This is a genomic window from Amycolatopsis sp. NPDC003676, assembly GCF_053587275.1.
In genome coordinates, this window is record NZ_JBSFNS010000132.1 from 1 (window position 1) to 19,484 (window position 19,484).

21 protein-coding genes are annotated in these 19,484 nt (G+C 68.7%); 11 read left to right on the top strand and 10 right to left on the bottom strand.

Going from position 1 to position 19,484, the window contains the following annotated elements; all coding sequences use genetic code 11:
* Positions 1-66: 66 nt before the first annotated feature.
* Genes ACWDNU_RS39780 through ACWDNU_RS39790 form a run of 3 tightly spaced genes read right to left on the bottom strand, consistent with a single transcriptional unit; the run spans position 67 to position 2,348 of the window.
* Positions 67-702 (bottom strand): response regulator, encoded by a 636-nt coding sequence (locus tag ACWDNU_RS39780; RefSeq protein WP_449672651.1) that lies wholly within the window; start codon positions 700-702, stop codon positions 67-69.
* Complete coding sequence (locus tag ACWDNU_RS39785) at positions 699-1,781, bottom strand: sensor histidine kinase (RefSeq protein ID WP_449672652.1); 1,083 nt, start codon at positions 1,779-1,781, stop codon at positions 699-701. The genes ACWDNU_RS39780 and ACWDNU_RS39785 overlap by 4 nt, the downstream gene beginning before the upstream one ends.
* A gap of 39 nt (positions 1,782-1,820) precedes the next feature.
* Entirely contained in the window at positions 1,821-2,348 is a 528-nt protein-coding gene (locus ACWDNU_RS39790) for a DUF1453 domain-containing protein (protein WP_449672653.1), read from the bottom strand.
* Positions 2,349-2,560: 212 nt separating this feature from the next.
* Between ACWDNU_RS39790 and ACWDNU_RS39795 the strand changes: the two genes are divergently transcribed.
* From ACWDNU_RS39795 to ACWDNU_RS39810, 4 genes are all read left to right on the top strand, one after another.
* On the top strand, positions 2,561-3,829 hold the full coding sequence (locus ACWDNU_RS39795; RefSeq protein ID WP_370935483.1) for a cation:proton antiporter domain-containing protein: 1,269 nt from the start codon (positions 2,561-2,563) through the stop codon (positions 3,827-3,829).
* Between the two features lie 179 nt (positions 3,830-4,008).
* Complete coding sequence (locus ACWDNU_RS39800) at positions 4,009-5,106, top strand: glycosyltransferase (RefSeq protein ID WP_449672655.1); 1,098 nt, start codon at positions 4,009-4,011, stop codon at positions 5,104-5,106.
* Positions 5,107-5,131: 25 nt separating this feature from the next.
* Positions 5,132-5,293 carry a hypothetical protein gene (locus ACWDNU_RS39805; protein WP_449672656.1) on the top strand — a complete coding sequence of 54 codons (162 nt, stop codon included), beginning with the start codon at positions 5,132-5,134 and terminating at the stop codon, positions 5,291-5,293.
* A 39-nt stretch (positions 5,294-5,332) separates the two neighbouring features.
* Complete coding sequence (locus tag ACWDNU_RS39810) at positions 5,333-5,788, top strand: GNAT family N-acetyltransferase (protein WP_449672657.1); 456 nt, start codon at positions 5,333-5,335, stop codon at positions 5,786-5,788.
* A gap of 9 nt (positions 5,789-5,797) precedes the next feature.
* Here ACWDNU_RS39810 and ACWDNU_RS39815 read toward each other — a convergent pair whose 3' ends face one another.
* The 3 genes from ACWDNU_RS39815 to ACWDNU_RS39825 all read right to left on the bottom strand — a co-directional run bounded on the left by ACWDNU_RS39815 (position 5,798) and on the right by ACWDNU_RS39825 (position 10,277).
* Entirely contained in the window at positions 5,798-8,476 is a 2,679-nt protein-coding gene (locus ACWDNU_RS39815) for a hypothetical protein (protein WP_449672658.1), read from the bottom strand.
* A gap of 64 nt (positions 8,477-8,540) precedes the next feature.
* The gene (locus tag ACWDNU_RS39820) at positions 8,541-9,197 is read right to left on the bottom strand and encodes a TetR family transcriptional regulator (protein ID WP_370935477.1); all 657 of its coding nucleotides are present in this window, start codon (positions 9,195-9,197) and stop codon (positions 8,541-8,543) included.
* A gap of 177 nt (positions 9,198-9,374) precedes the next feature.
* Positions 9,375-10,277, bottom strand: coding sequence for an NmrA/HSCARG family protein (locus ACWDNU_RS39825; RefSeq protein ID WP_449672659.1), 903 nt, complete (start codon positions 10,275-10,277; stop codon positions 9,375-9,377).
* Between the two features lie 96 nt (positions 10,278-10,373).
* Between ACWDNU_RS39825 and ACWDNU_RS39830 the strand changes: the two genes are divergently transcribed.
* Positions 10,374-10,934: a TetR/AcrR family transcriptional regulator gene (locus ACWDNU_RS39830; RefSeq protein ID WP_449672660.1), complete on the top strand. Its 561-nt coding sequence runs from the start codon at positions 10,374-10,376 to the stop codon at positions 10,932-10,934.
* A gap of 65 nt (positions 10,935-10,999) precedes the next feature.
* Here ACWDNU_RS39830 and ACWDNU_RS39835 read toward each other — a convergent pair whose 3' ends face one another.
* Complete coding sequence (locus ACWDNU_RS39835) at positions 11,000-11,662, bottom strand: TetR/AcrR family transcriptional regulator C-terminal domain-containing protein (protein WP_449672661.1); 663 nt, start codon at positions 11,660-11,662, stop codon at positions 11,000-11,002.
* 67 nt (positions 11,663-11,729) lie between these two features.
* Between ACWDNU_RS39835 and ACWDNU_RS39840 the strand changes: the two genes are divergently transcribed.
* Genes ACWDNU_RS39840 through ACWDNU_RS39850 form a run of 3 tightly spaced genes read left to right on the top strand, consistent with a single transcriptional unit; the run spans position 11,730 to position 14,285 of the window.
* Positions 11,730-12,689, top strand: a complete 960-nt coding sequence (locus tag ACWDNU_RS39840) for a PDR/VanB family oxidoreductase (protein WP_449672662.1) — start codon at positions 11,730-11,732, stop codon at positions 12,687-12,689.
* 11 nt (positions 12,690-12,700) lie between these two features.
* Positions 12,701-13,363, top strand: a complete 663-nt coding sequence (locus tag ACWDNU_RS39845) for an MSMEG_1061 family FMN-dependent PPOX-type flavoprotein (protein WP_370935460.1) — start codon at positions 12,701-12,703, stop codon at positions 13,361-13,363.
* A gap of 43 nt (positions 13,364-13,406) precedes the next feature.
* Positions 13,407-14,285: a hypothetical protein gene (locus ACWDNU_RS39850; protein WP_449672663.1), complete on the top strand. Its 879-nt coding sequence runs from the start codon at positions 13,407-13,409 to the stop codon at positions 14,283-14,285.
* Between the two features lie 48 nt (positions 14,286-14,333).
* Here ACWDNU_RS39850 and ACWDNU_RS39855 read toward each other — a convergent pair whose 3' ends face one another.
* Positions 14,334-15,341, bottom strand: coding sequence for a 4,5-dihydroxyphthalate decarboxylase (locus tag ACWDNU_RS39855; protein WP_449672664.1), 1,008 nt, complete (start codon positions 15,339-15,341; stop codon positions 14,334-14,336).
* Positions 15,342-15,414: 73 nt separating this feature from the next.
* On the opposite strand from ACWDNU_RS39855, the gene ACWDNU_RS39860 reads away from it, so the two are divergent.
* Positions 15,415-15,882, top strand: a complete 468-nt coding sequence (locus tag ACWDNU_RS39860) for a MarR family winged helix-turn-helix transcriptional regulator (protein WP_370935455.1) — start codon at positions 15,415-15,417, stop codon at positions 15,880-15,882.
* 49 nt (positions 15,883-15,931) lie between these two features.
* Positions 15,932-16,792 carry an alpha/beta fold hydrolase gene (locus ACWDNU_RS39865; protein WP_449672665.1) on the top strand — a complete coding sequence of 287 codons (861 nt, stop codon included), beginning with the start codon at positions 15,932-15,934 and terminating at the stop codon, positions 16,790-16,792.
* A 2-nt stretch (positions 16,793-16,794) separates the two neighbouring features.
* Here the strand turns inward: ACWDNU_RS39865 and ACWDNU_RS39870 are convergent, their stop codons facing one another.
* Both ACWDNU_RS39870 and ACWDNU_RS39875 read right to left on the bottom strand, forming a co-directional pair.
* On the bottom strand, positions 16,795-17,235 hold the full coding sequence (locus ACWDNU_RS39870; protein WP_370935452.1) for a nuclear transport factor 2 family protein: 441 nt from the start codon (positions 17,233-17,235) through the stop codon (positions 16,795-16,797).
* A gap of 1 nt (position 17,236) precedes the next feature.
* Positions 17,237-18,112 (bottom strand): TIGR03619 family F420-dependent LLM class oxidoreductase, encoded by an 876-nt coding sequence (locus tag ACWDNU_RS39875; RefSeq protein WP_370935451.1) that lies wholly within the window; start codon positions 18,110-18,112, stop codon positions 17,237-17,239.
* A 142-nt stretch (positions 18,113-18,254) separates the two neighbouring features.
* Between ACWDNU_RS39875 and ACWDNU_RS39880 the strand changes: the two genes are divergently transcribed.
* Positions 18,255-19,058: a hypothetical protein gene (locus tag ACWDNU_RS39880; protein ID WP_449672666.1), complete on the top strand. Its 804-nt coding sequence runs from the start codon at positions 18,255-18,257 to the stop codon at positions 19,056-19,058.
* Positions 19,059-19,484: the final 426 nt, after the last annotated feature.

A 19,484-nucleotide genomic window follows, 5' to 3' on the forward strand; every position in this document is an offset into this window, starting at 1 on the left:
GGTTTTTATCGTGAGGGGGACCCTCAGGGAATCTGATTCCCTCAGGGTTCCCCTCACGGACCTGGCTCAGTCCGCGTACCCGTGCTCATGCGCATAACGCACCGCCTGCGCCCGAGTCCCGCACCCGGTTTTCGCGAAAATCCGGTTCACATGCGTCTTCACCGTCGCCTCGCTGACCTGCAGCTCCCGCGCGATCTCCCGGTTCCCCCGCCCCGCCGCGACCAGCTTCAGCACGTCCACCTCGCGCGCCGTCAGCCCGTCCTCCGGCGGCGCGGCCGGACGCCGGGCCGCGGCCAGCAACGTCCGCTGCACCGCCAGGTCCATCACGGTCTGCCCAGCCGCCGCGGCATGGATCGCCCGGCCGATCTCGTCGCCGTTCGCCGCCTTGGTCACGTAACCGACCGCGCCCGCGTCCAACGCGCGCACGATCGAGGCACTGTCCGCATAAGTGGTGAGCACGACGACCCGCGTTCCCGGCAACTCCGTGACAATCCGCCGAGTCGCCGCGGCCCCGTCGCAGCGCGGCAGGTCCAGGTCCATCAGCACCACATCGGGCTGCAGCCGCACGGTTTCCTCGATCGCCGAGATACCGTCGCCCGCCTGTCCGACGACCTCGATGTCCGGCAGCAGCCCGACCAGCAGCACCAAGCCCTCCCGCACCGCGGGCTGGTCCTCGGCCACGAGCACGCGCACGATCGTCATGCCGGGATCCTCACCGACAACCGCCAGCCCGCGCCATCCGGGCCCGCGGTCACCTCGCCGCCGACCAGTTCCGCGCGCTCGCGCAAGCCGGTCAGGCCGTATCCGGCACCGGGCAAACCGCTGCCGGAACCGGTCCGGTTGACCACCGTCATCGCCACCTCGCTGTCCAGATAGGACAGTTCAACCGACACCGGCGCACCGGCGGCATGCTTGCGGGCATTGGAAAGTCCTTCTTGGACAGTGCGGTACAGCAGCAGGGTGACGTCCGCGGGAAGTTCGCGCGGTTCGCCAGTCACCTGGATCGACGCGTTGTCGGGCAGCGAGCCGAACAACTCCGGCAACGCCATCGGATCGCCGCGCAACGCGTGCACCGCTCGACGCGTCTCGATCAATCCGTCCTGCGCCAGCTGCCCCGCCTTCTGCACGCAAGCGGCGAGTTTTTCGTCCGGCGACGGCAACTCGGCCACCAGCCGCGCCGCCGCCTGCAAATGCAGGGACAGCGCCGAGAGCGAATGCGCCTGGATGTCGTGGACCTCCCGCGCCAGCCGGGCGCGTTCCTCCAGCGTCGCGCCCCTGGCCACGGCTTCCTGGGTGAGCCGGGTCTGATCCAGCAGGTCGCGGGCTTGGCGCGCCTGCACCCGGTACTGCCGCCGGTTCAGCCCGAGCAGCACCACGACAGCCACCGCGAGCGCGTTTCCCGCCACGAGCCCACCCGGCTGCCCGGCGAGATACCCGCCGGCGGTGGCTGCGACCCCCACGACCGCAGCCACCGTGATGATCTCCGCCGGGCGGATCGCCGCCAGCGAGGACAACACGAGCAAGGACAGGCAGAGCAACGACGGCCCGGTGAGACTTTGGTCCGCCACCGTGACGACCGCGCCGAACAGCGCGGCCAGCGAGAGCAGCACGCCAGCCGCGCGCGGCCAGCGCAGGTCCAGCAGCCCGAACGCGAGGCCACTCGCGGCGGAAGCCACCATTGGCACCCACAGCCACTCCGCAGTGGGCGCAGCGGTGACGAGGATCGCGACGAAGGCGACCGGCGTGAGCAGCCGCATCACCACCAGCGGCAGCCGACTCATCGCATCCCCTCCCCTGGGCCTCTTCGCTGCTCAGCGTAGTCAGACCCGCACCGATTGCGCGTCGCGGACGGCGTCCAGCCGCCGGGCGCGCCAGAGCACCCCGCCGGCCCGCACCGCGACCATGGACAGCGCCATCAGCACGAAGAACAGGCCGACACCGTCCTCGTCGAGATGCGTGCTGACCAGGAACTCGCCGACCTTCGCGGCGAACGAGTGCACGTTCTCCACCGCCCACACGAACACCAGCCGTCCCACCAGCACGGCGAGCCAGATCAGCAGGTACGGCCAGCCCGCCCAGGTCTGCACGCGCCCGGTGACCGGACTGCGCTCCACCCGGGTGGTCGCGATCAGCCCCGCGCCGGCGACCGCCCCGACGACGGCACCGACCAGGCCGGCCGCCACGTTCGGCCCGGTGAGCGAGATGCCGCCGGTGAAGTACAGGACTCCGATGACGGTGCACGAAACGAACGGCATGATGCCCATGACCAGGTTGTGCCGATGGCGGCCCACCTGGGTGAAAAGAACGAGGGCGAGCAGGATCCCGCCCATGATGAGAACGTCGGTCATCGCGGCCTTCTTCTCGGGTCAGGCGGGCCGGAACACCCGCCTCACCGAAGCTAGGGCGCGAAGCCCGCCGGATCGTCCAACCATCGACCGATTCCGGGTTGACGTGACGTACACCCGGAATGCCGGGAAAGGCGCACCCGCGCCGGTACACTGTGGAGCGTCAGCGGCCGAAGACGGCTGGGCGCAATCAAAGCCGTGGAGCCGGACAAACGATGATTCCCGCATTGCTGGTCCTCTCGGCCGCCGTCCTGATGCGCGCGCTCGCGGCCAAACAGCTCGACCGGTGGAACATCGCCGCGCCCGTGCTGATGGCGCTGTGCGGAGTCGCGACCGCGCTGTTCGCGAATCCGGGAAAACTGCTTGAGCTCTTCGATACCGAAATCGCGCAGCACGTCGCCGAACTCATTCTCGCGATGCTGCTTTTCGTCGACGCCACCGAGGTCCGCGGCGGACGGCTGTGGGGCCACGCACCCAGTCTCGTCGCCCGGGTGCTGTTCCTCGCGCTGCCGCTGAGCCTCGGGCTGGCCATGCTCGTCGGCTGGGCGTTCTTCCCGGAACTGTCGTGGCCGTTGCTGCTGATCGTCGCGTGCATCGTCATCCCGAGCGATTTCGCCGCCGCCGAACGCGTGGTGCGGGACAAGACTCTGACGCCGCAAGTGCGGAGCGTGCTGAACGTCGAAAGCGGCTACAACGACGGTTTGGTCTCGCCGCTGTTCCTCTTCGCGCTCATTCTCGCGCGCAGCGACAATACGGCGAATACCGCCGGGAAAGCGCTCGCGACCGCGTTGCCGTTCGCGCTCAAAGCCATCACCGCCGGCGCGATCATCGGCACGGTGATCGGTTTCCTGCTGTTCCTCGCCGTCCGCTCCGGCTGGACTTCCGGGCAGGGGCGGCGCATCGCCATCCTCACCACTCCGCTGCTGACCTACGCGGCCACCGTCGCGATCGACGGCAACGGATTCGTCGCCTGTTTCGTCAGCGGGATCGCCTTCCGCTACGTCTACCGCGCCTTCGCCGCGCGGCATCTCCGCACCTCCGACAGCGCCGCCCGCGAGCACTTCGCCCGGCCGTCGGAGGACCTGCAACTGCTCGAAGAGGTCACCGGGATTCTGACGATGGCGATGTGGTTCGTCGTCGGCGGGGCCGCGGTGGTCATGGTGTCCTTCGGCGTGCCCTGGGAGCCGGTCGTGTTCTGCCTGCTCGCGCTGACCGTCCTGCGGATCCTTCCGGTGATGCTGTCGCTGACGCGGACCCGGATGCCGCTGCGGGACCGGTTCCTCGTCGGCGCGCTCGGCCCGCGCGGCACGACGTCGATCGTGTTCGGGCTGCTGGCGATCAACGGCCTGACCGGCGAAGCGAGCGACCTCGTCCTGACGCTGACGGTGGTCTGCGCCCTCGGCAGCGTGGTGCTGCACGGGCTCGGGTCGACACCGCTCATCACCCGGTTAATGACTCCGCGGACACACCGACAGTCCGAGTAGCATGCACTCACCGTAATCATCGGTTGCTGCGTAATTCCTAGCTACTACACAGGTTTCGCAGGAAAATCTCCCCCGCGCGGGTGGTCTCTCGGCTCTTCCCGTAGCGTTCCGTGACCGCCAGCAGAGTAAGGGTCAAGCGCGACGCATCACGTCGCAGTTCCGCGCGGAGGACCCCGCTCATGTCTGCACCCACGCTCGCCGAGCCGCGAGCCGGACGGCATCGTTCCGGCAGCACGCGGGTCGTCGCCGTCATCCCCGCGCACGACGAAGAACCGCAGATCGCGCACACCGTCGCCGCGCTTCGCAGGCAGGACCGCGTTGTCGACGAGGTTTTCGTCGTCGCCGACAACTGCACCGACGACACCGCCGGAGCCGCTTCGGCAGCCGGAGCCCGAGTCCGGCCGTCCGAAAACAACACGCACAAGAAGGCTGGCGCGCTGAACCAACTGCTCGCCTGGCTCCTGCCGCGACTGGACGACGACGACGTAATCCTCGTCCAGGACGCGGATTCCACTTTGGACCCGCAGTTCGTGAGCACCGCCCTGCGCCACCTCGACCACGGCTACGGCGGCGTCGGCGGGGTGTTCCGCGGCGGTCCGGGCGGCGGATTCGTCGGGCACCTGCAGCGCAACGAATACGCCCGCTATGCCCGCGACGTCCACCGGCTGCACGGAAAATGCCTGGTACTGACGGGAACCGCGGCGATGTTCCGGGTCAGCACCCTCCGCGAAGTCGCCGCGGCACGAGTCGCCGGACGCCTTCCCGCAGGCGACGGCAGCGGCGGGATCTACGACACCACCGTGCTCACCGAGGACAACGAACTCACCTTCGCCCTCCTGCACCTCGGCCACCGGGTGATCTCTCCCAGCGCGTGCACGCTGGAAACCGAGGTCATGACCAGCTGGAGTGCACTGTGGACACAGCGCTTGCGGTGGAAGCGCGGCGCGGTGGAGAACTGCGTCCAATATGGACTCACGCGCGTCACGTGGCGGTATTGGGGCAGGCAACTGCTGACCATCGCCGGTGTCCTGGTGAGCGGAATCTACCTGACCGCACTGGCTTTGGCCCTCTCCCTCGGCGGCCTGCACCTCAACCCGTGGTGGCTCGGCATCTCGGCGATCTTCGTGGCGGAACGAGTCGTGACGGTGCGGTACCGCGGCTGGTGCAGCATGCTGCTCGCCGCGTCGATGTATGAACTGGTGCTCGATTATTTCCTGCAGGCCTGCCATCTCAAGGCGTACGCGGACGCGCTCCTGCGCACCCGCAAGAACTGGTGAACACCGAGACGGAAGAGAGAAAGCCATGTACCAGAAGATCGGCGCGGCCTCGGCTGCGGGAGTGACCGGCGGGCTCGCGTTCACCGGAGTGAACACGTTGTGGCTGCTGCTGGCCGGGTTCGCGTTGCTGGCAGCGGGGACCGCGTTGCTGCGGATCCTGCCGAGGGTGCGCAGGGAGAGCCGGTGACCTCGCTATCCTGAGCGCTCCCGAGTGCCGGAGGTGCGCATGCCGAGCGAGATCGACCTGCGCCCCGCCATGGCCGCGGACAGCGACTTCTGTTTCCAGCTGCACCGAGCCGCGTTAGGCGAGCATGTCGCCGCGATCTGGGGCTGGGACGACGAAATCCAGCGCCGCTACCACGACCGCGCCTTCACTCCCGGCCAGTGGCAGGTGATCACGGTCGACGGAGCGGACGCGGGCCTGCTCGTGGTCGAGTACCGGCCGACAGAGGTCTGCCTCGGCCGGATCGAACTCGACCCCCGCTACCAGAACCAGGGGATCGGCGGACGGCTGCTCCGGTGGCTGATCGGCGTCGCGGCCGAGCGCGGCCAACCGCTCGTGCTCGAAGTCCTCGCGATCAACACCCGAGCGCACGCCTTCTACCTGCGGCACGGATTCCGCGAAACCGCCCGGCGGGAACGGAAAATCCTCCTGGCCCGAACCCCGGACCAGGAGGATTGACCGCCGCGGTCAGGCCGCGTCCGTCACCATCCCGGTGAGATCGATGTCCCGGCCGGATTCCTTCATGTGCAGCAAGACATGCTTCGCCGGATCAGCTCCGTCGTGCCGCACCGTCGGAATCGTCAGGTCGCCGCTCAGCTTCCCCGCCATGATCTGCACCGTCACCATCACCCCGGTCTCCGACAACGGCTGCGGCTTCTTCGGGTCAAGGCGGTGCTCGATCAGCCACTGCGGGTCGATGTCCGAGGTCATCAGTTCCGGCCCGGTCTCCGGCGCTTTCACCTCCGCCGTCAGGTAGATGTCCGAATCGGCCACAGTGGACAGATTGACCGGCCAGGCCAGCACGCCGCCCTCGACCGCCGACACGTCCGTCTTGCCGACGCTCACGTCCGGCTCCGGGTCGTCGTTCTCGACGTTCAGCGAACCCTGCGCCGACCCGACGACCGTCCCGTGGGTGGCCTTCACCCCGGCCAGCATCCGGTACGGCCAGCTCCACCGGGTGTTCCCGACGACAGTCGCGGGCAGGTCGAGCGTGTGCTGCCCCGGCGCGAGCGTGACCGCTTGGTACGCCCACTTCATCGACAGCGGCGAGAGCGAATCGGCCCGGAAGACCCGCACCGAACCGCCGCCGTCGCCGGTCACCGTGACCGGGATCTGGTACGTCTTCGAGCCGGAATCGCCTTCCTTGACCGTCATCGACCCGAGGTCGACGCGCGTCAGCGGGGCCGGGTTCGGGTCCGGCAGACCGGGCCGCCACGCGTACGCGTCCAGCAGCCACGCCTCGTCGCCCGCCTTCTGCGGCGTCAGTTCCAGACCGGCCACCTCCAGATACGGCGGCAGCGGAACCCGGACTTCCTGGCCCCAGAACGATTTCGTCCGCTCAGTCCCGGCCAGCCCGGCCACCGTCACCGCACCCAGCTTCGTGCGCTTGCCGCGCGCGTCGGTGACCGCGACGTCGAACGACTCGGCCGGAGCGTTTTCCGGCGCGATGACCCGCATCGCCAACGCCCGCGCACCGCTCGAAGAAACCGGGCTGGGCAACTGAATCTTCGCTGGAACGCCAGCCGTCGCCGAGCGCACGTGCACGGCTGTCCGCGTCGGATCAGGCGCTTCCTCAAGCCCGACGAAATGCGGCGACTTGGAAGCACCGGAATTCGTGAGGCACCGCTGATCCGGGCCGACCTGCTGGCAAACGTCCCCGCTGCCGGTGACCTTCGTCGACGAATCCGGGATCAGCACGGAAGTCCTCGCTCCGCCGAGAGCGTGCGTCAACACGTGCGCCGGATCGGCGGACGGCGCACGCACGCCGGAACCGTCCAACAACGGTTGCACCCGCAGATCGTGCTTCTGGAACAGCTGCGCGGCCGCGGCGACATAGGTCGCGCCGACCGCCCGCTGCTGCGCGTCCGTCAGCCGTGCGGGCACGCCGGGCGAGCAATTCGGATCCGGTTCAGGAGAATAGAAATCGTCCTGCGCCGGGGCCACCGCGACGCCCGGAGTCCACTCGGAATTGAAGAAGTTGTGGTTCGCACCGGAGACGTACAGCGCACTGTGCAAGGCCGTGTCCCGGCTGACGCCGCGTGCCGCGTCGATGTATTGCTGCCCTTGAAGATCCGAGACGTCGCCGTCGCACGAGGGCAGGAAAGTGACCGACGGGACGTCCGGCACCGGGTTGAGCCCGAACACGGTCGGCGCGATCAGCACGTCGCCGCGGATCTTCCACCGGACCGGCCCGGAGAACCCGGTGTCGCCCGGCGGCGGATACAAACTGTCCATCGCGGCGCGGTTGACGCCCTCGCCGCCGCGGGAATGCCCAACCAGCAACACATTCGACAGATCCGCCGCCGGAGAATCCTTCACGATCGCCGGAGCGGTCGAACGAGCGCTGCCCGACCAATCCGCCCAATGCGCGAGGTGCAGCCGGACCAGCGACGACCGGGCCTGCGCACCGCCGTCCTGCACCGCGTGGTCGAGCGCGTTGATCGCGTCGGCCGAGATGGACACCGTCACGAATCCCTGCGACGCCAGCAATTCCTGGGTCTGCAGGTAGCCGCGGTAGCTCGGGATCGGCAGCATCCCGGCCTTGCACGGCCAAGCCGTCGAGTGGTCGTCCGGATCGGCCGGGTTGTAGCAGGGCTGGTGCCTGCCGTGCAGGAACACCACCAGCGGCCGGTTCCCCGGCGCGTGTTTCGGCGCGACGACCAGGCCCTGCATCTCGATCGGCCCGTCCAATCCCGGCAGCCGCACCGGGTCGAGCGAGTACTCGCCCTTGACCGTCGAGAACTGCCCGGGTTTACCGGGATCTACCGCGTTAGCGGGCAACACGGGCAGCGGCGCCGGGGCCGGTTGATTCGCCGTCGCCTTGGGCGCTTCGGTCAGCGAACGGCCGCCGACGCGCGCCTCGAGCCCGCGCACATCGCGGATCCCGCCTGCGGGCAGCGAAAACGTCCGCAGATCAGCGCCCGGCTGGGCACGGCCGAGCAGCTCGCCGCCGGACCAGAACTCCACCGCGCCGTCGCCGAACAGCGGCTTTGGCGCGGTCCAGACCAGCTGGCCGTCGGCAACGCGCCACTCGGGCGACGCCGCTGGACCAGCGGCCGGACGCGCCGCCGCCGCGGGCTGTGCCAGCGTGACCGCCAGTACGGCGGCTGCCGCGATGGGGACAAATTTGCGCAGAAGGACCTTCACTGGGTGCTCCCTCCCCGATGATCTTTCCTTTCTACCGGGAAAGCAGCCGCTCGTGCCAGAACGTTCAGGCCCGGCTCTCCGGCAGCGATCCGGTGCGCAGCCCGGCGACGACGATCTCGCCGAACGCGTCGCCGATCTGCCGGGGCGTCATCGCGCCGCGCGGGTCGAGCCAGGTGTGCGCCCACGCGGCCACGCCGATCACCGCGAACGCGAGCACCCGCGCGGTCGCGACCGGTTTGAACGCGCCGCTTTCGATCCCGCGCTCGACCACCTGCGTGACGAGCGCTTCGAACTCGTCGCGCTTGCGCTCGATCGAGGCGAACGTCGTGCTGGAGAGAAACCGGCGCTCCTGCTGGAAAATCGAGATCTCGGACCGGTAGATGCCGATCGGCTCGACCAGCACCTCGGTCATCACCCGGCGGAGCACCCGCTCCGGCGCGCCGCCCTCGGCGAGCACCTCGCGGATCCGCCGCAGCTGGAAATCCATGAACTGGTCGTGGATTTCGTGCAGCACGTCCTCTTTGGTCTCGAAATGGTAGTAGAAAGCGCCTTTGGTGAGCTTCGCGCGGTCGACGATCTTCTGCACCGAAGTGGCGTGGAAACCGTCCTGTTCGAACAGCGTGAGCGCGGCCCCGACCAGCGCCCGCCGCGTGGCGTCCGGATCGCGCGGCGCCCGGGCCCGGCCGCCGCGCTTGCCCGTGGTCGGCTGGACAGCGGCCATCGAAGTGCTCCTCACTGGCCGGGCAGGCCGCGGTTGCCGGGCCCAGAAGGTAACAAACAATCCCGCCCCGACGGCGAGGAATCGGCAAGCCGGGGCACGCTGCACCAGGGCAGAAGTGCCGCCACCGCGCACCAGCACCAACCGGCTGACACGAACGGAGCAACGCGCCCCGAGCAGTCAAGCCCGCATAGCCGTCTCGGCCCACTCCTCAAAGGAGGTCAGCGGAATCCCGAGCTCACGCGCGAACTCGGGCCGCGCGGGCTGGCCGAGCTCGTTCAGCATCGTGTGCGAGAACCCCATCGGCGGCATCCCGGCGGCGAGCGCCTCGTCGACGGTCATGTCCGGCACCGTCAACGGCACTCCCAGCACGCGGGACAGCACCGGCGCGATCTCCGTCATCGGCCGGTAGTCGCTCGCCAGCTCGAGTTCGACCCGGTCAAACCGTTCCGGTTCAGCGATGGCCGCCGCTGCCGCGCGGCCGATGTCCCGTACCGCCACCAGCGACAACCGGGTTTCCGGACGCAGGATCGTCACCAAGCCGCCCTCGATGCCGCGCGGGAACACGTACTGCAGGGACGGCAGGAAGTTCTCCATGAAAAACGCCGGCTTGAGCAACGTCCACCGCGGGAACCCGGCTGCCCGGAGCCGATCCTGGACCGCCGCCTTGGCCTCCATCGTCGGCGCCATGAACGCCCACCGCTCATCGGCCAGTTCCGGCGATCCCGCCCCGCTCACCGAGGTGTGCACGAACTGCGGCACCCCGGCTTTTTCCGCTGCGTCGACAAGGTTGATCCCCTGAGCCGCCTCGCCCGCGAAATCCGGCTCCGGCCCGCTCATGTCCGGCATCTGCACGCTGAACACCGCCCGCACGCCCTTCATCGCGGGTGCCAGCCCATCCCGATCATTCAAATCCCCGACGACGAGTTCGGCACCCAACGCCTCGACCGCCTTCGCCCGCTCCGCCGCCGGATCCCGGACCAGCGCCCGGACCGGCACCCCCGCCGCCAGCAACTCGCGGGCGGTCGCGCCGCCCTGCCGTCCCGTCGCGCCGACGACCAGTACCGGTGCTTGCTCAACCATGATTCTCCCTCGAAAACACTAAGTGGCGGGCCCCGCCGTTTCGTGTCCGCTACGATACGGCGGGGCCCGCCACTTAGCAAACCCGGAGGTCACGCCATGCCCGGCCAGCAACGCGCAGACGCACGGCGCAACTACGCGCGGATTCTGGAGGTGGCCGAGGAGGAGGTCGCCGCACACGGGGCGAACGCGTCGCTGGAACAGATCGCGCGCACCGCCGGAGTCGGCTCCGCGACCGTGCGGCGGCACTTCCCCACCCGGCACGCGTTGCTGGAAGCGGTTTCGCAGGAGCGGATCGCCCTGCTGGCCGCCCGCGCGCAGGAGCTGGCCGGGGAATCCGACAGCCGCCGCGCGCTCCTGGAATGGCTCGACGACGTGGTCAGCTACTGCGTAACCGCCCGCGGCCTCGCGGCAGCCCTGGCGTACGACACGCCAGATCCGGTGCACGGGAACTCCTGCTCGATGACCCTGGAGGAGTCGGCGGCCCCGCTAGTTGCGCGCGCCGCCCGCGATGGGGCTGTCTCGCCGGAGGTGACGGTGGGCGACTTGATCGCGTTGATCGTCGGCATCACCTTGACGACCGAACGCCACCCCGACCCGGCCGCGGAGGCCAGCCGCCTGTTCCGGATCGCGGTGGCGGGGATCAGCCCGGAAAACTAGCGCGCTCGCCGCCGGTTCTCACCACAGCCCACGACATTCCACACCCCGGATCGCGGTGGCGGGGATCAGCCCGGGAAGCTAGCGCGCTCGCCGCCGCGCACCACACTTCGCACCCCGGCGAGCAGCAGTTCCAGCCCGAACGCGAACCGCGCCTCGAAGTCGAGCATCGACTCCATCGGTCCCGACTCCAGGTGCGCGTACTCCCGCGTCCCCAAAACCCCCATCAGCACGCCGATCTCGTCCCCGGTCGCGCCCTGCTCCTCGAGCGTCTCCCCGAGCACGTAGCAAAACACCGTGCTCGCAGCCCAGATCGCCTGCTTCCGCGGCAGCCCGGAAGCCAGCAGGCAGCCGAGCAGAGTGTCCACATAGGTCAGATTGCTGCGCTTCGCCGCATAGTTCCCGCCGACAATCCGTGCCCCGTCCCGATGCGCGAGCAGCGCCGTGCGCAACCCGGCAGCCAAGCTCCGCACGCGGCTTTCCCAGTCGCCGTCCTCGGCGGGCAGGTCGGCGACCGCGCCGGCGAGGATCGCCTCGGCCATTTCGTCGATCAGCGCGTCCTTGCCGTCGAACAGGCGATAGATCGCGGGCAGGTGCAGGCCCATCCGGTCGGCCAGCTGACGCATGGTGAGCGCCTCCAGCCCGCCCGCGTCGACCAGGTCCAGCGCCTCGGCCACCGCCCGCTCGGCCCGCGTCGCCGCGATTCCGGCCCGTTTCGCCTCGGTTGACATGTTAACGATGTTACCAATACCCTCGGCCGGGCGGCAAGTAACAACGTTAACAAAAGGAGGGAAGCCGATGACCCCGAATGCCGGAACCGCCGGGAAGCTGGACGTCGCCGTCCGGCAGCTGCGCTGGGAAGCCGACGGCGTGGTCTCGCTGGACCTGGCGGACCCGACCGGGAAACCGCTGCCGAGCTGGGAACCCGGCGCGCACATCGACCTCGTGCTGCCGAACGGTCTCGAGCGCCAGTACTCGCTCTGCGGCCCGCCCGGCGAACGCGCGTACTACCGGATCGGCGTCCGCCGGGAACGCGCGAGCCGCGGCGGTTCGGAATACGTGCACGCCTTTCTCCGGCCCGGCCAGCGCATCTCGATCAAAGGCCCGCGGAACAATTTCGCCTTCCGCCCGGCCAAGTCGTACGTCTTCGTGGCGGGCGGCATCGGCATCACCCCGATCCTGCCGATGGTCCGCGCCGCGGAAGCCCGGGGCGCGGACTGGCAGCTGTACTTCGGCGGCCGCACCAGCGCGTCGATGCCGTTCCTCGACGAACTCCGCGGCTACGGCGAGCGCGTGCGCTGCCACTCCTCGGACACCACCGGCCGGATTCCGTTGACTGAGCTGGAAAAGCCCGTCGAGGCGGGTGCGAAGGTCTACGCCTGCGGTCCGGCTTCGCTGCTGTCCGATTTGGACACCGCGGCGGCGAACTGGCCGCCCGAAGCATTGCGGCTGGAACGCTTCAAAGCCCCGCAGGCCGCCCCGGCGGACAACAAGCCGATCGAAGTGGAATGCGCGGTTTCGAAGAAAACCGTGTCCGTCGCCGCTGACGAAAGCATTGTCAGCGCCCTGGAAAAGGCGGGCATCCGACCGGTGACCTCATGCCGGTCCGGCATCTGCGGTTCGTGCGAGACCAAGGTGCTCGACGGTGTCCCCGACCACCGCGACGGGATCCTCTCCTCGAGCGAACAAGCGGCGGGCGACCGGATGTTCGTCTGCGTGTCCCGCGCCCGCACCCCACGACTGGTCCTCGACCTGTGACAGGAGAAATCATGACCACCGCGGCAGACGCCTACACTCCGATCAGCATGGCGCGCGTCCGGGAAATCATCGGTTTCCCGGACCAGTTCATCGCCGAGAAAAAGGAACCGCACCTCGGCGAATTCGCCATGCGGTTCATCGCACACAGCACGTTCTTCTGCGCCGCCACCGTCGGCGCGGACGGCCTCATGGACGTCGGACCGAAAGGCGACCCGCCCGGTTCGGTGCGGATCCTCGACCCGTGGACGCTCGCCATCCCCGACCGTCCTGGCAACAAACTCGCCGACACCTTCGAGAACATCACCGCCAACCCGTCGATCGGGCTCGTCTTCTTCGTACCGGGTTTGCGCGAGGTGATGCGGGTCAACGGCGACGCCTTCGTCACCGACGACCCGGAACTGCTGGGCATGCTCAGCGCGGACGGCAAACCCGCCGTGCTCGCGACGATCGTGCGCGTGCGCGAAGTGTTCGGACAGTGCGGAAAGGCCATTATCCGCGCGAAACTGTGGGAGGGCGACACCCGCGGACTCGCCGAAGCCGCCACCCTCGGCGGCGATTTCTACACCCTCTCCATCGCCGAGCAAGCGCAAAAGATGAACAACAGCCTGGGCGACCTCGTCAGCGGCACCCTGTACGACGTGATCGACGACAAGTACCAGAACGAACTGTTCTAAACTCCGTTGCTCCCACCACGAAGCCCTGCCTAGTATCCGATTTGTGCGATCTCGACCGTCCTTCATCACCGATGCCGCCATCGCCCGCGCGCTCGCCGAACATTGGCAGCCGATTTCCGAGATCGCTTACCTGCCTTGGGGTTTCGGCGCGCACCACTGGCGCGCCGATACCCTGTTCGTCACGCTGGACCAGCTCGAACCCCGGCACACCGCGGCGTCCCTCGAAAGCACCTACGCGAGTGCCGCCGAACTGGCCGCTTCAGGGCTCGAGTTCGTCTGCGCGCCACTGCCCGCGCGGTCCGGCCAGTTCACAGTGGACACCGGCGGCGGCGCGCTCAGCGTCACCCCGATGCTGAACGGCCGCAGCCCCGCGGAAGCCGAAGTCGACAAACCGGCAATCCTCGCTGCACTCGACGCCCTGCACCGCACCCCGCCGCCCGTCGGACTACGCCACTGGTCCCCGCAAGTCGGCCCGGATTTCGCCGACGAACTGCGGTCCCGCACCGCCGAACCGTGGACGTCCGGTCCTTTGGCCGAAGAAGCCCGCACCGCCCTCGCCGCCCGAGCCGACGCGATCCGCCGCTGGAACTCCCGCTACCTGGAACTGGCCTCCCTCGCTGCCTCCCGCCACGCTTCCTGGGTCCCCACTCACGGCGAACCGCACAACGACAACCAGGTCCAGACCCCGGACGGCCTGCGCCTGGTCGATTGGGAAAGCCTCGCCGTCGCCCCGCGCGAACGAGACTACGCCGACCTGCCCGACACGGCGGGCCTGGACCCGGAAATGGTCGAACTGTTCGCCCTCGACTGGCGACTGTCGGAACTGCGCGAATACGCGGACTGGTTTTCCGCGCCGCACACCGGGACCGAGGATGACCGCATCGCGCTGGAAGGCTTGCACGAGGAGCTGGCGGCGGATTGAGCGTCCATTCGAGGCCTCGACAGCCAGTCAGCCCGGTCCGCTAACCGGCTAAGTACTCAGCAATTCCGGCACAAAAATCTCCTCCACCGTCATCAACCGCCGAGACAACCCCTGCTCGAAGTGCCACCGCAGGAACGCCTCCACCGACAGCCGGTTCTTCTCAATCCCGTATGGCCACCAATCCTCCCCGAACAACCGGCGATTCTCGTCGTACAACGCACTGAACCACGGCACCATCCCCGCATCGCCCATGTGATTGAAGATCCGCCCCCGCCGGTAATCCGCCATCGCCGTTTCCTTAGCGTCGACGAACCCTCGATACAGCCGCTCCGCCAGCCCCGGATGTTCCGCCAGCAGATCCCGCCGGACCACCACCGCATGCATGATCGGCCGAATCCCGGTACGCCGGTAATACTCCCGCTCCACGCTCACGTAATCCGGGAACAACTGCGCCACCTCCGGCGAATCCCCCCGGGCCCCGCGCGGCGGATCCGCCGAAATAAACGCGTCGATCTCCCCGCTCTCCAGCATCGAACCGAGCGCTTTCCCCGCCGGAGCCTGCCGCACCTCCACTTCCGGAGGATGCAGCCGGGGCACGAAGTCGAACCATTCCATCGGCCAATCGAACCCGCCGATCACCCACCGGCTCTGTTCCGGCCGCACGCCGTACTCGTCGGACAGCATGCCTTTCGCCACCACGCCCGCGTCGTGCCCGTAGGTCGCGAACTCGCCGATCGTCTTGCTGATCAAGTCCCGCGGGGCGTGGACGCCGCTGCGGGCGTTCACGTAGATCGCCGAATGCCGGAACTGCCGGTTGGGGAACACCGGCAGCGCGACGAACGGCGGATCCGGCAGGTCCAAGGTGCGCAGGTAGAAAGTCAGGCCCAGTTCGGCGACGGCGAACTCGCGCCCTCGCACCATCCGTTCGAACAGATCCGAGACGATGTCGGCGGTGTGCAAGGTCGCGTCGACGCCGTCGAAGCGGACCCGGCCGTCGAACAGCGGGCGGGTGTTGTCGTACCGGTACAGGCCGAGATCCAGCCGCAGGTCAGTCATCAGGCACCCCTCTCCGTAGACTTCGATACTAAACGCGTTTACTATCGAAGGGCAACCGCTACGATGCCTCCCGATGGACAAGGACGCGCTCGCCGAACTCTTCGCCACCGCCTCGCTCGGCGCCCCCGAGAACGCGGTGGGCTTCGTCATGTGGCGCGTCGTGCACCGCTACGTCCGCGAGATCGACCAGGCGCTCGCCCCGCTCGACCTGACGCACCTGCAGTTCCAGACGCTCGCGCTCGCCGCCTGGCTGAACCGCACCGGCGGCCCGGTCACCCAATCCGGTCTCGCGACCTCCGGCGACATCCACCCGATGCAGGTGTCGCAGATCCTGAAAACGCTGGAACGCAAGGGATTCGTCGCCCGCGCGCGCAGCGACGAGGACGTCCGAGCCAAACGCGTCGAGGTGACCGACTCGGGCGGAGCCGCCCTGCGCGCCGCGTTGCCGCTCGTGATCGAGGTGCAGCACCGGATCTTCGGCGACGAGGGGCTTCCCGGCGGAAATCTGCTGAACACTTTGCTGCGCTTGGACAACGCGTAACCCTGCTACGGTGTAAGTGCACGGTAACCCGTCTCGGGGAGGGGACGACATGCCGGAAACTTTCACCGACCCCAAAGCCCAGGAACGCTACTTCGCCGCATACGCGAAGATCCTGCGAAAGTGGCCGGTTCCCTCCGAGGAACTGGATATCCCGACGAAGTTCGGCCCCACCCGCGTCCGGCGCAGCGGTCCCGAACACGGCACGCCGATCGTCCTGCTGCACGGCGTCATGGGCTCGTCGTTGTCGTGGTACCCGCACCTCGCCGAACTGGCCGCCCGCCACCCGGTCTACGCCATCGATTCGATCGGCGAACCAGGCCACTCGGTCGAGACCGCCTCCGCCAGCACCGACGACGACCTCGCCGAGTGGCTCTCCGAAGTCCTCGCCGCCATCAGCCAGGAGAAGGTCTACCTCGCGGGCGTCTCGCGCGGCGGTTTCCTGGCGCTGAACCTCGCGACCCGGTCCGCCGGCCAGATCGCGGGCGTCATCGGGCTGGAACCGGCCGGATTCGCGGCGATCAGCGTCCCGAAGTTCATCCTGTGGAGTTTCCAGGAGATCTTCCTCTGGCTGCTGCCCGCCGCGGTCCAGCGCCGGATCGTCGCCGGCGATCCGAGCGTGCGGCACACCTTGCGGCCGCTGCTGTTCGCCAGCCTCAAATACAAAGCGCAACTACCGCCGCAGCACGTCTTCACCGACGACGAGCTTCGCGCGATCGAAGTCCCCGTCCGGCTGGTCCTCGGCGAACGCAGCCATATCCACCGCGCACGAGAGGTCGCCGCGCGCATCGCGACGCTGAATCCCCTTATCAGCACGGAAATCGTGCCGGGAACCACTCACGCGCTGACGTTGCAGCAACCCGATCTCGTCACCGCCCGCGTTCTTGACTTCGTCGAAACGGACGCGGGCTGACATCAGACCTGTCGCGCAGTCGCCATCGCCCGCTCGGTCTCCCAGAACGCACGCATCGAAACGACCAGCCCGTCCTCGTTGACCCGGTAGACGAACACCCCGTCGGTGTCGACGCGATAGCCGCCGGGCAGAAACGTCGTGATGGTGCCGACGTTCGCGACCTCCGAACCCGCCGCGTGCGAATCGCGGATCACGAACTCGAACTTCTCGACGTTCCCGATCGTCTTGTCCCAGAAGGCGGAAAGCCCCTCGCGCCCGTGGTGGCCCTTGCCCTCCTCGTCGAACATCGACGGCCCGACCGGGTCCTCGACGACCGCGTCCGGGGCGAACAGCGCGAGCCAGCCGTCCTTGTCCCCGGCGGTCGCCGCCGTCATCGACTTGAACGCGGCCTCCCGCGCGGGCGGCTGCTGCGCCGCGGGGTCCCAGCAGACCTCGACTCCCATGTCACTCCTCGATTTTCGCGATGATCTCGTCGCCGAACTTGCGGATCGCGTCGACCTTCGGGCGCAGCTCCGCGTCGAATCCGTGCCCCTCGAACACCCACGGCATGGTGATCGCGTCGGTGACGCCCGCCTCGGCCTGCTCGCGGAATCCGTCGAGCCCGAACCGGTCGACGCACACCGCCTGGAACTCGAACGGGTCGTCGGCGCGCCCGCGCTCGGCGAGCAGGCCCTTCAGCTTGCCGATGGTGTCGCGCAGCTGGTCGAGCGTCATCATCGCGGACGACCAGCCGTCCGCGACGCGCGCGGCCCGGCGCAGCGCGACGTCGGTGTGCCCGCCGATGTAGAACGGCACGCGCGAGGGCGGCGGCGGGCTCATCTTGAGCTTGTCGAAGTCGAAGAACTCGCCGTGGAACTCGACCATGTCGCCGCTGAGGATCAGCCGCAGCACCTCGATGGCCTCGTCGAACCGTTTGCCGCGCCGCGCATACGGCGCGCCGCACCATTCGAATTCCTCCGGCGACCAGCCGATTCCCAGCCCGAGGCCGAACCGTCCGCCGGTCAGCGCGGCGACCGAGTTGACCTGGCGGGCGAGCAGCACCGGATTGCGCGAGCCGAGTTTCAGCACCGACGTGTAGAACTGGATCCGCTCGGTCACCGCGCCCATCGAGGCGGTCGCGACCAGCGGATCGGCCCAAGGCGTGTTCTCGTCCCAGAACCGGCTGCCGTCGGGGGTGTAGGGATAGTCGGCGGACACTTTCTCGGAGTAGAAGAGCGAATCGGGCAGCACGATCGAGGAGAACCCGGCCTCCTCGGCGGCGCGGGCCAGGCCGCTCAGCTGGTCGAGCGGGCTCATCGCGATCGACAAGGAGAACTTCATGCCGCGGACTATAACGTGTTCTAGTTTTGTCGGCCACCGCCCGATCGGAGGCGCCGCCGGGAACTCTCCGCGCACGGTCCGCGTTGTCCGTTTCAGAGACGGCTGCCCGGCCGGCTCGTCAGATCGAGACACGGAGTGACCCATGGGCACCGCGATCCTCCTGATCGTGCTGGTCGTCGTCATCGTCGGAGGCGTGCTGTACCTGTCGAGGAAGCAGGCCGCGACCAGACAGAGCCAGCTCGACGACGCGAAGGCCGACGCGCGCCGCCTCGTCGAGCGCCTCGGCGGCCAGGTCCTCAACATCACCGGCACCGACACCGCCTCCCAGCAGGCGATGGCCGACGCGAGCGAGCGCTACAACGCCGCCGGTTCGCAGCTGGAGCAGGCCAAGACGGTCGAACAGGCCCGGCTGGTGAAGGAAACCGCCATCGAAGGCCTGTACTACGTGCGCGCCGCGCGCACGGCGATGGGCATGGACCCGGGCCCCGCGCTGCCGGACGAGGCCGAACGCGAACGCGCGGGCAAGGTCACCGAACACCGCGAGGTGGACGTCGAAGGCCAGCGCTACGCCGCCTCGCCCGACCCGGGCCAGGAAACGCCGTACTACTACCCCGGCGGCCGCGTCGCGGGCCGCCCGGTGCCGCAGGGCTGGTACAGCGAGCCGTGGTGGAAGCCCGCGCTCGTCGCCGGCGCGTGGGGCCTGGGCTCGATGTTCCTGTTCAGCGCCATGTTCTCCGGCATGAGCGGCATCGCCAGCGCCTCGGCCTGGGAATCCGGCTACGACGCGGGCCAAGCGGACGCCCTGGACGCCGGCGGCATGGACGGAGGCTTCGACGGAGGCGGTTTTGACGGCGGCGGCTTCGACGGAAGCCAGGACTTCGGCGGAGGTTTCGACGGAGGCGGCTTCGATGGCGGCGGCTTTGACGGCGGGGGCTTCGACTTCTGACCGATGACTCTGGTGAAGGCCCCGTGGCAGGCTTGCCGCGGGGCCTTCGTCGTCTCCGCGTGTGGACAAGCCCCGCGGAGCCCTCGCCGTCTCCACACGCAGACAAACCCCGCGGAGCCCTCGCCGTCTCCACACGCAGACAAACCCCGCAGGACCCTCGCCGTCTCCACACGCAGACAAACCCCGCAGGACCCTCGCCGTCTCCGCACGCAGACACGCCCCGCAGGACCCTCGCCGTCTCCACACGCGAACCAGCCCCGGCTGCCGCGTGACAGGTCTGTCCCGGCGGCCGGCCGCAGCGCCAACGGTGTGCGGAATTCTCCGGCCGACGGGCGCCGTCCGGCGCTGTCAACGTCCGTGAAGGGCTCCTTGAGGGAATCTGATTCCCTCAAGGAGCCCAGCAACGACGACAGCGGGAGCCGAGCG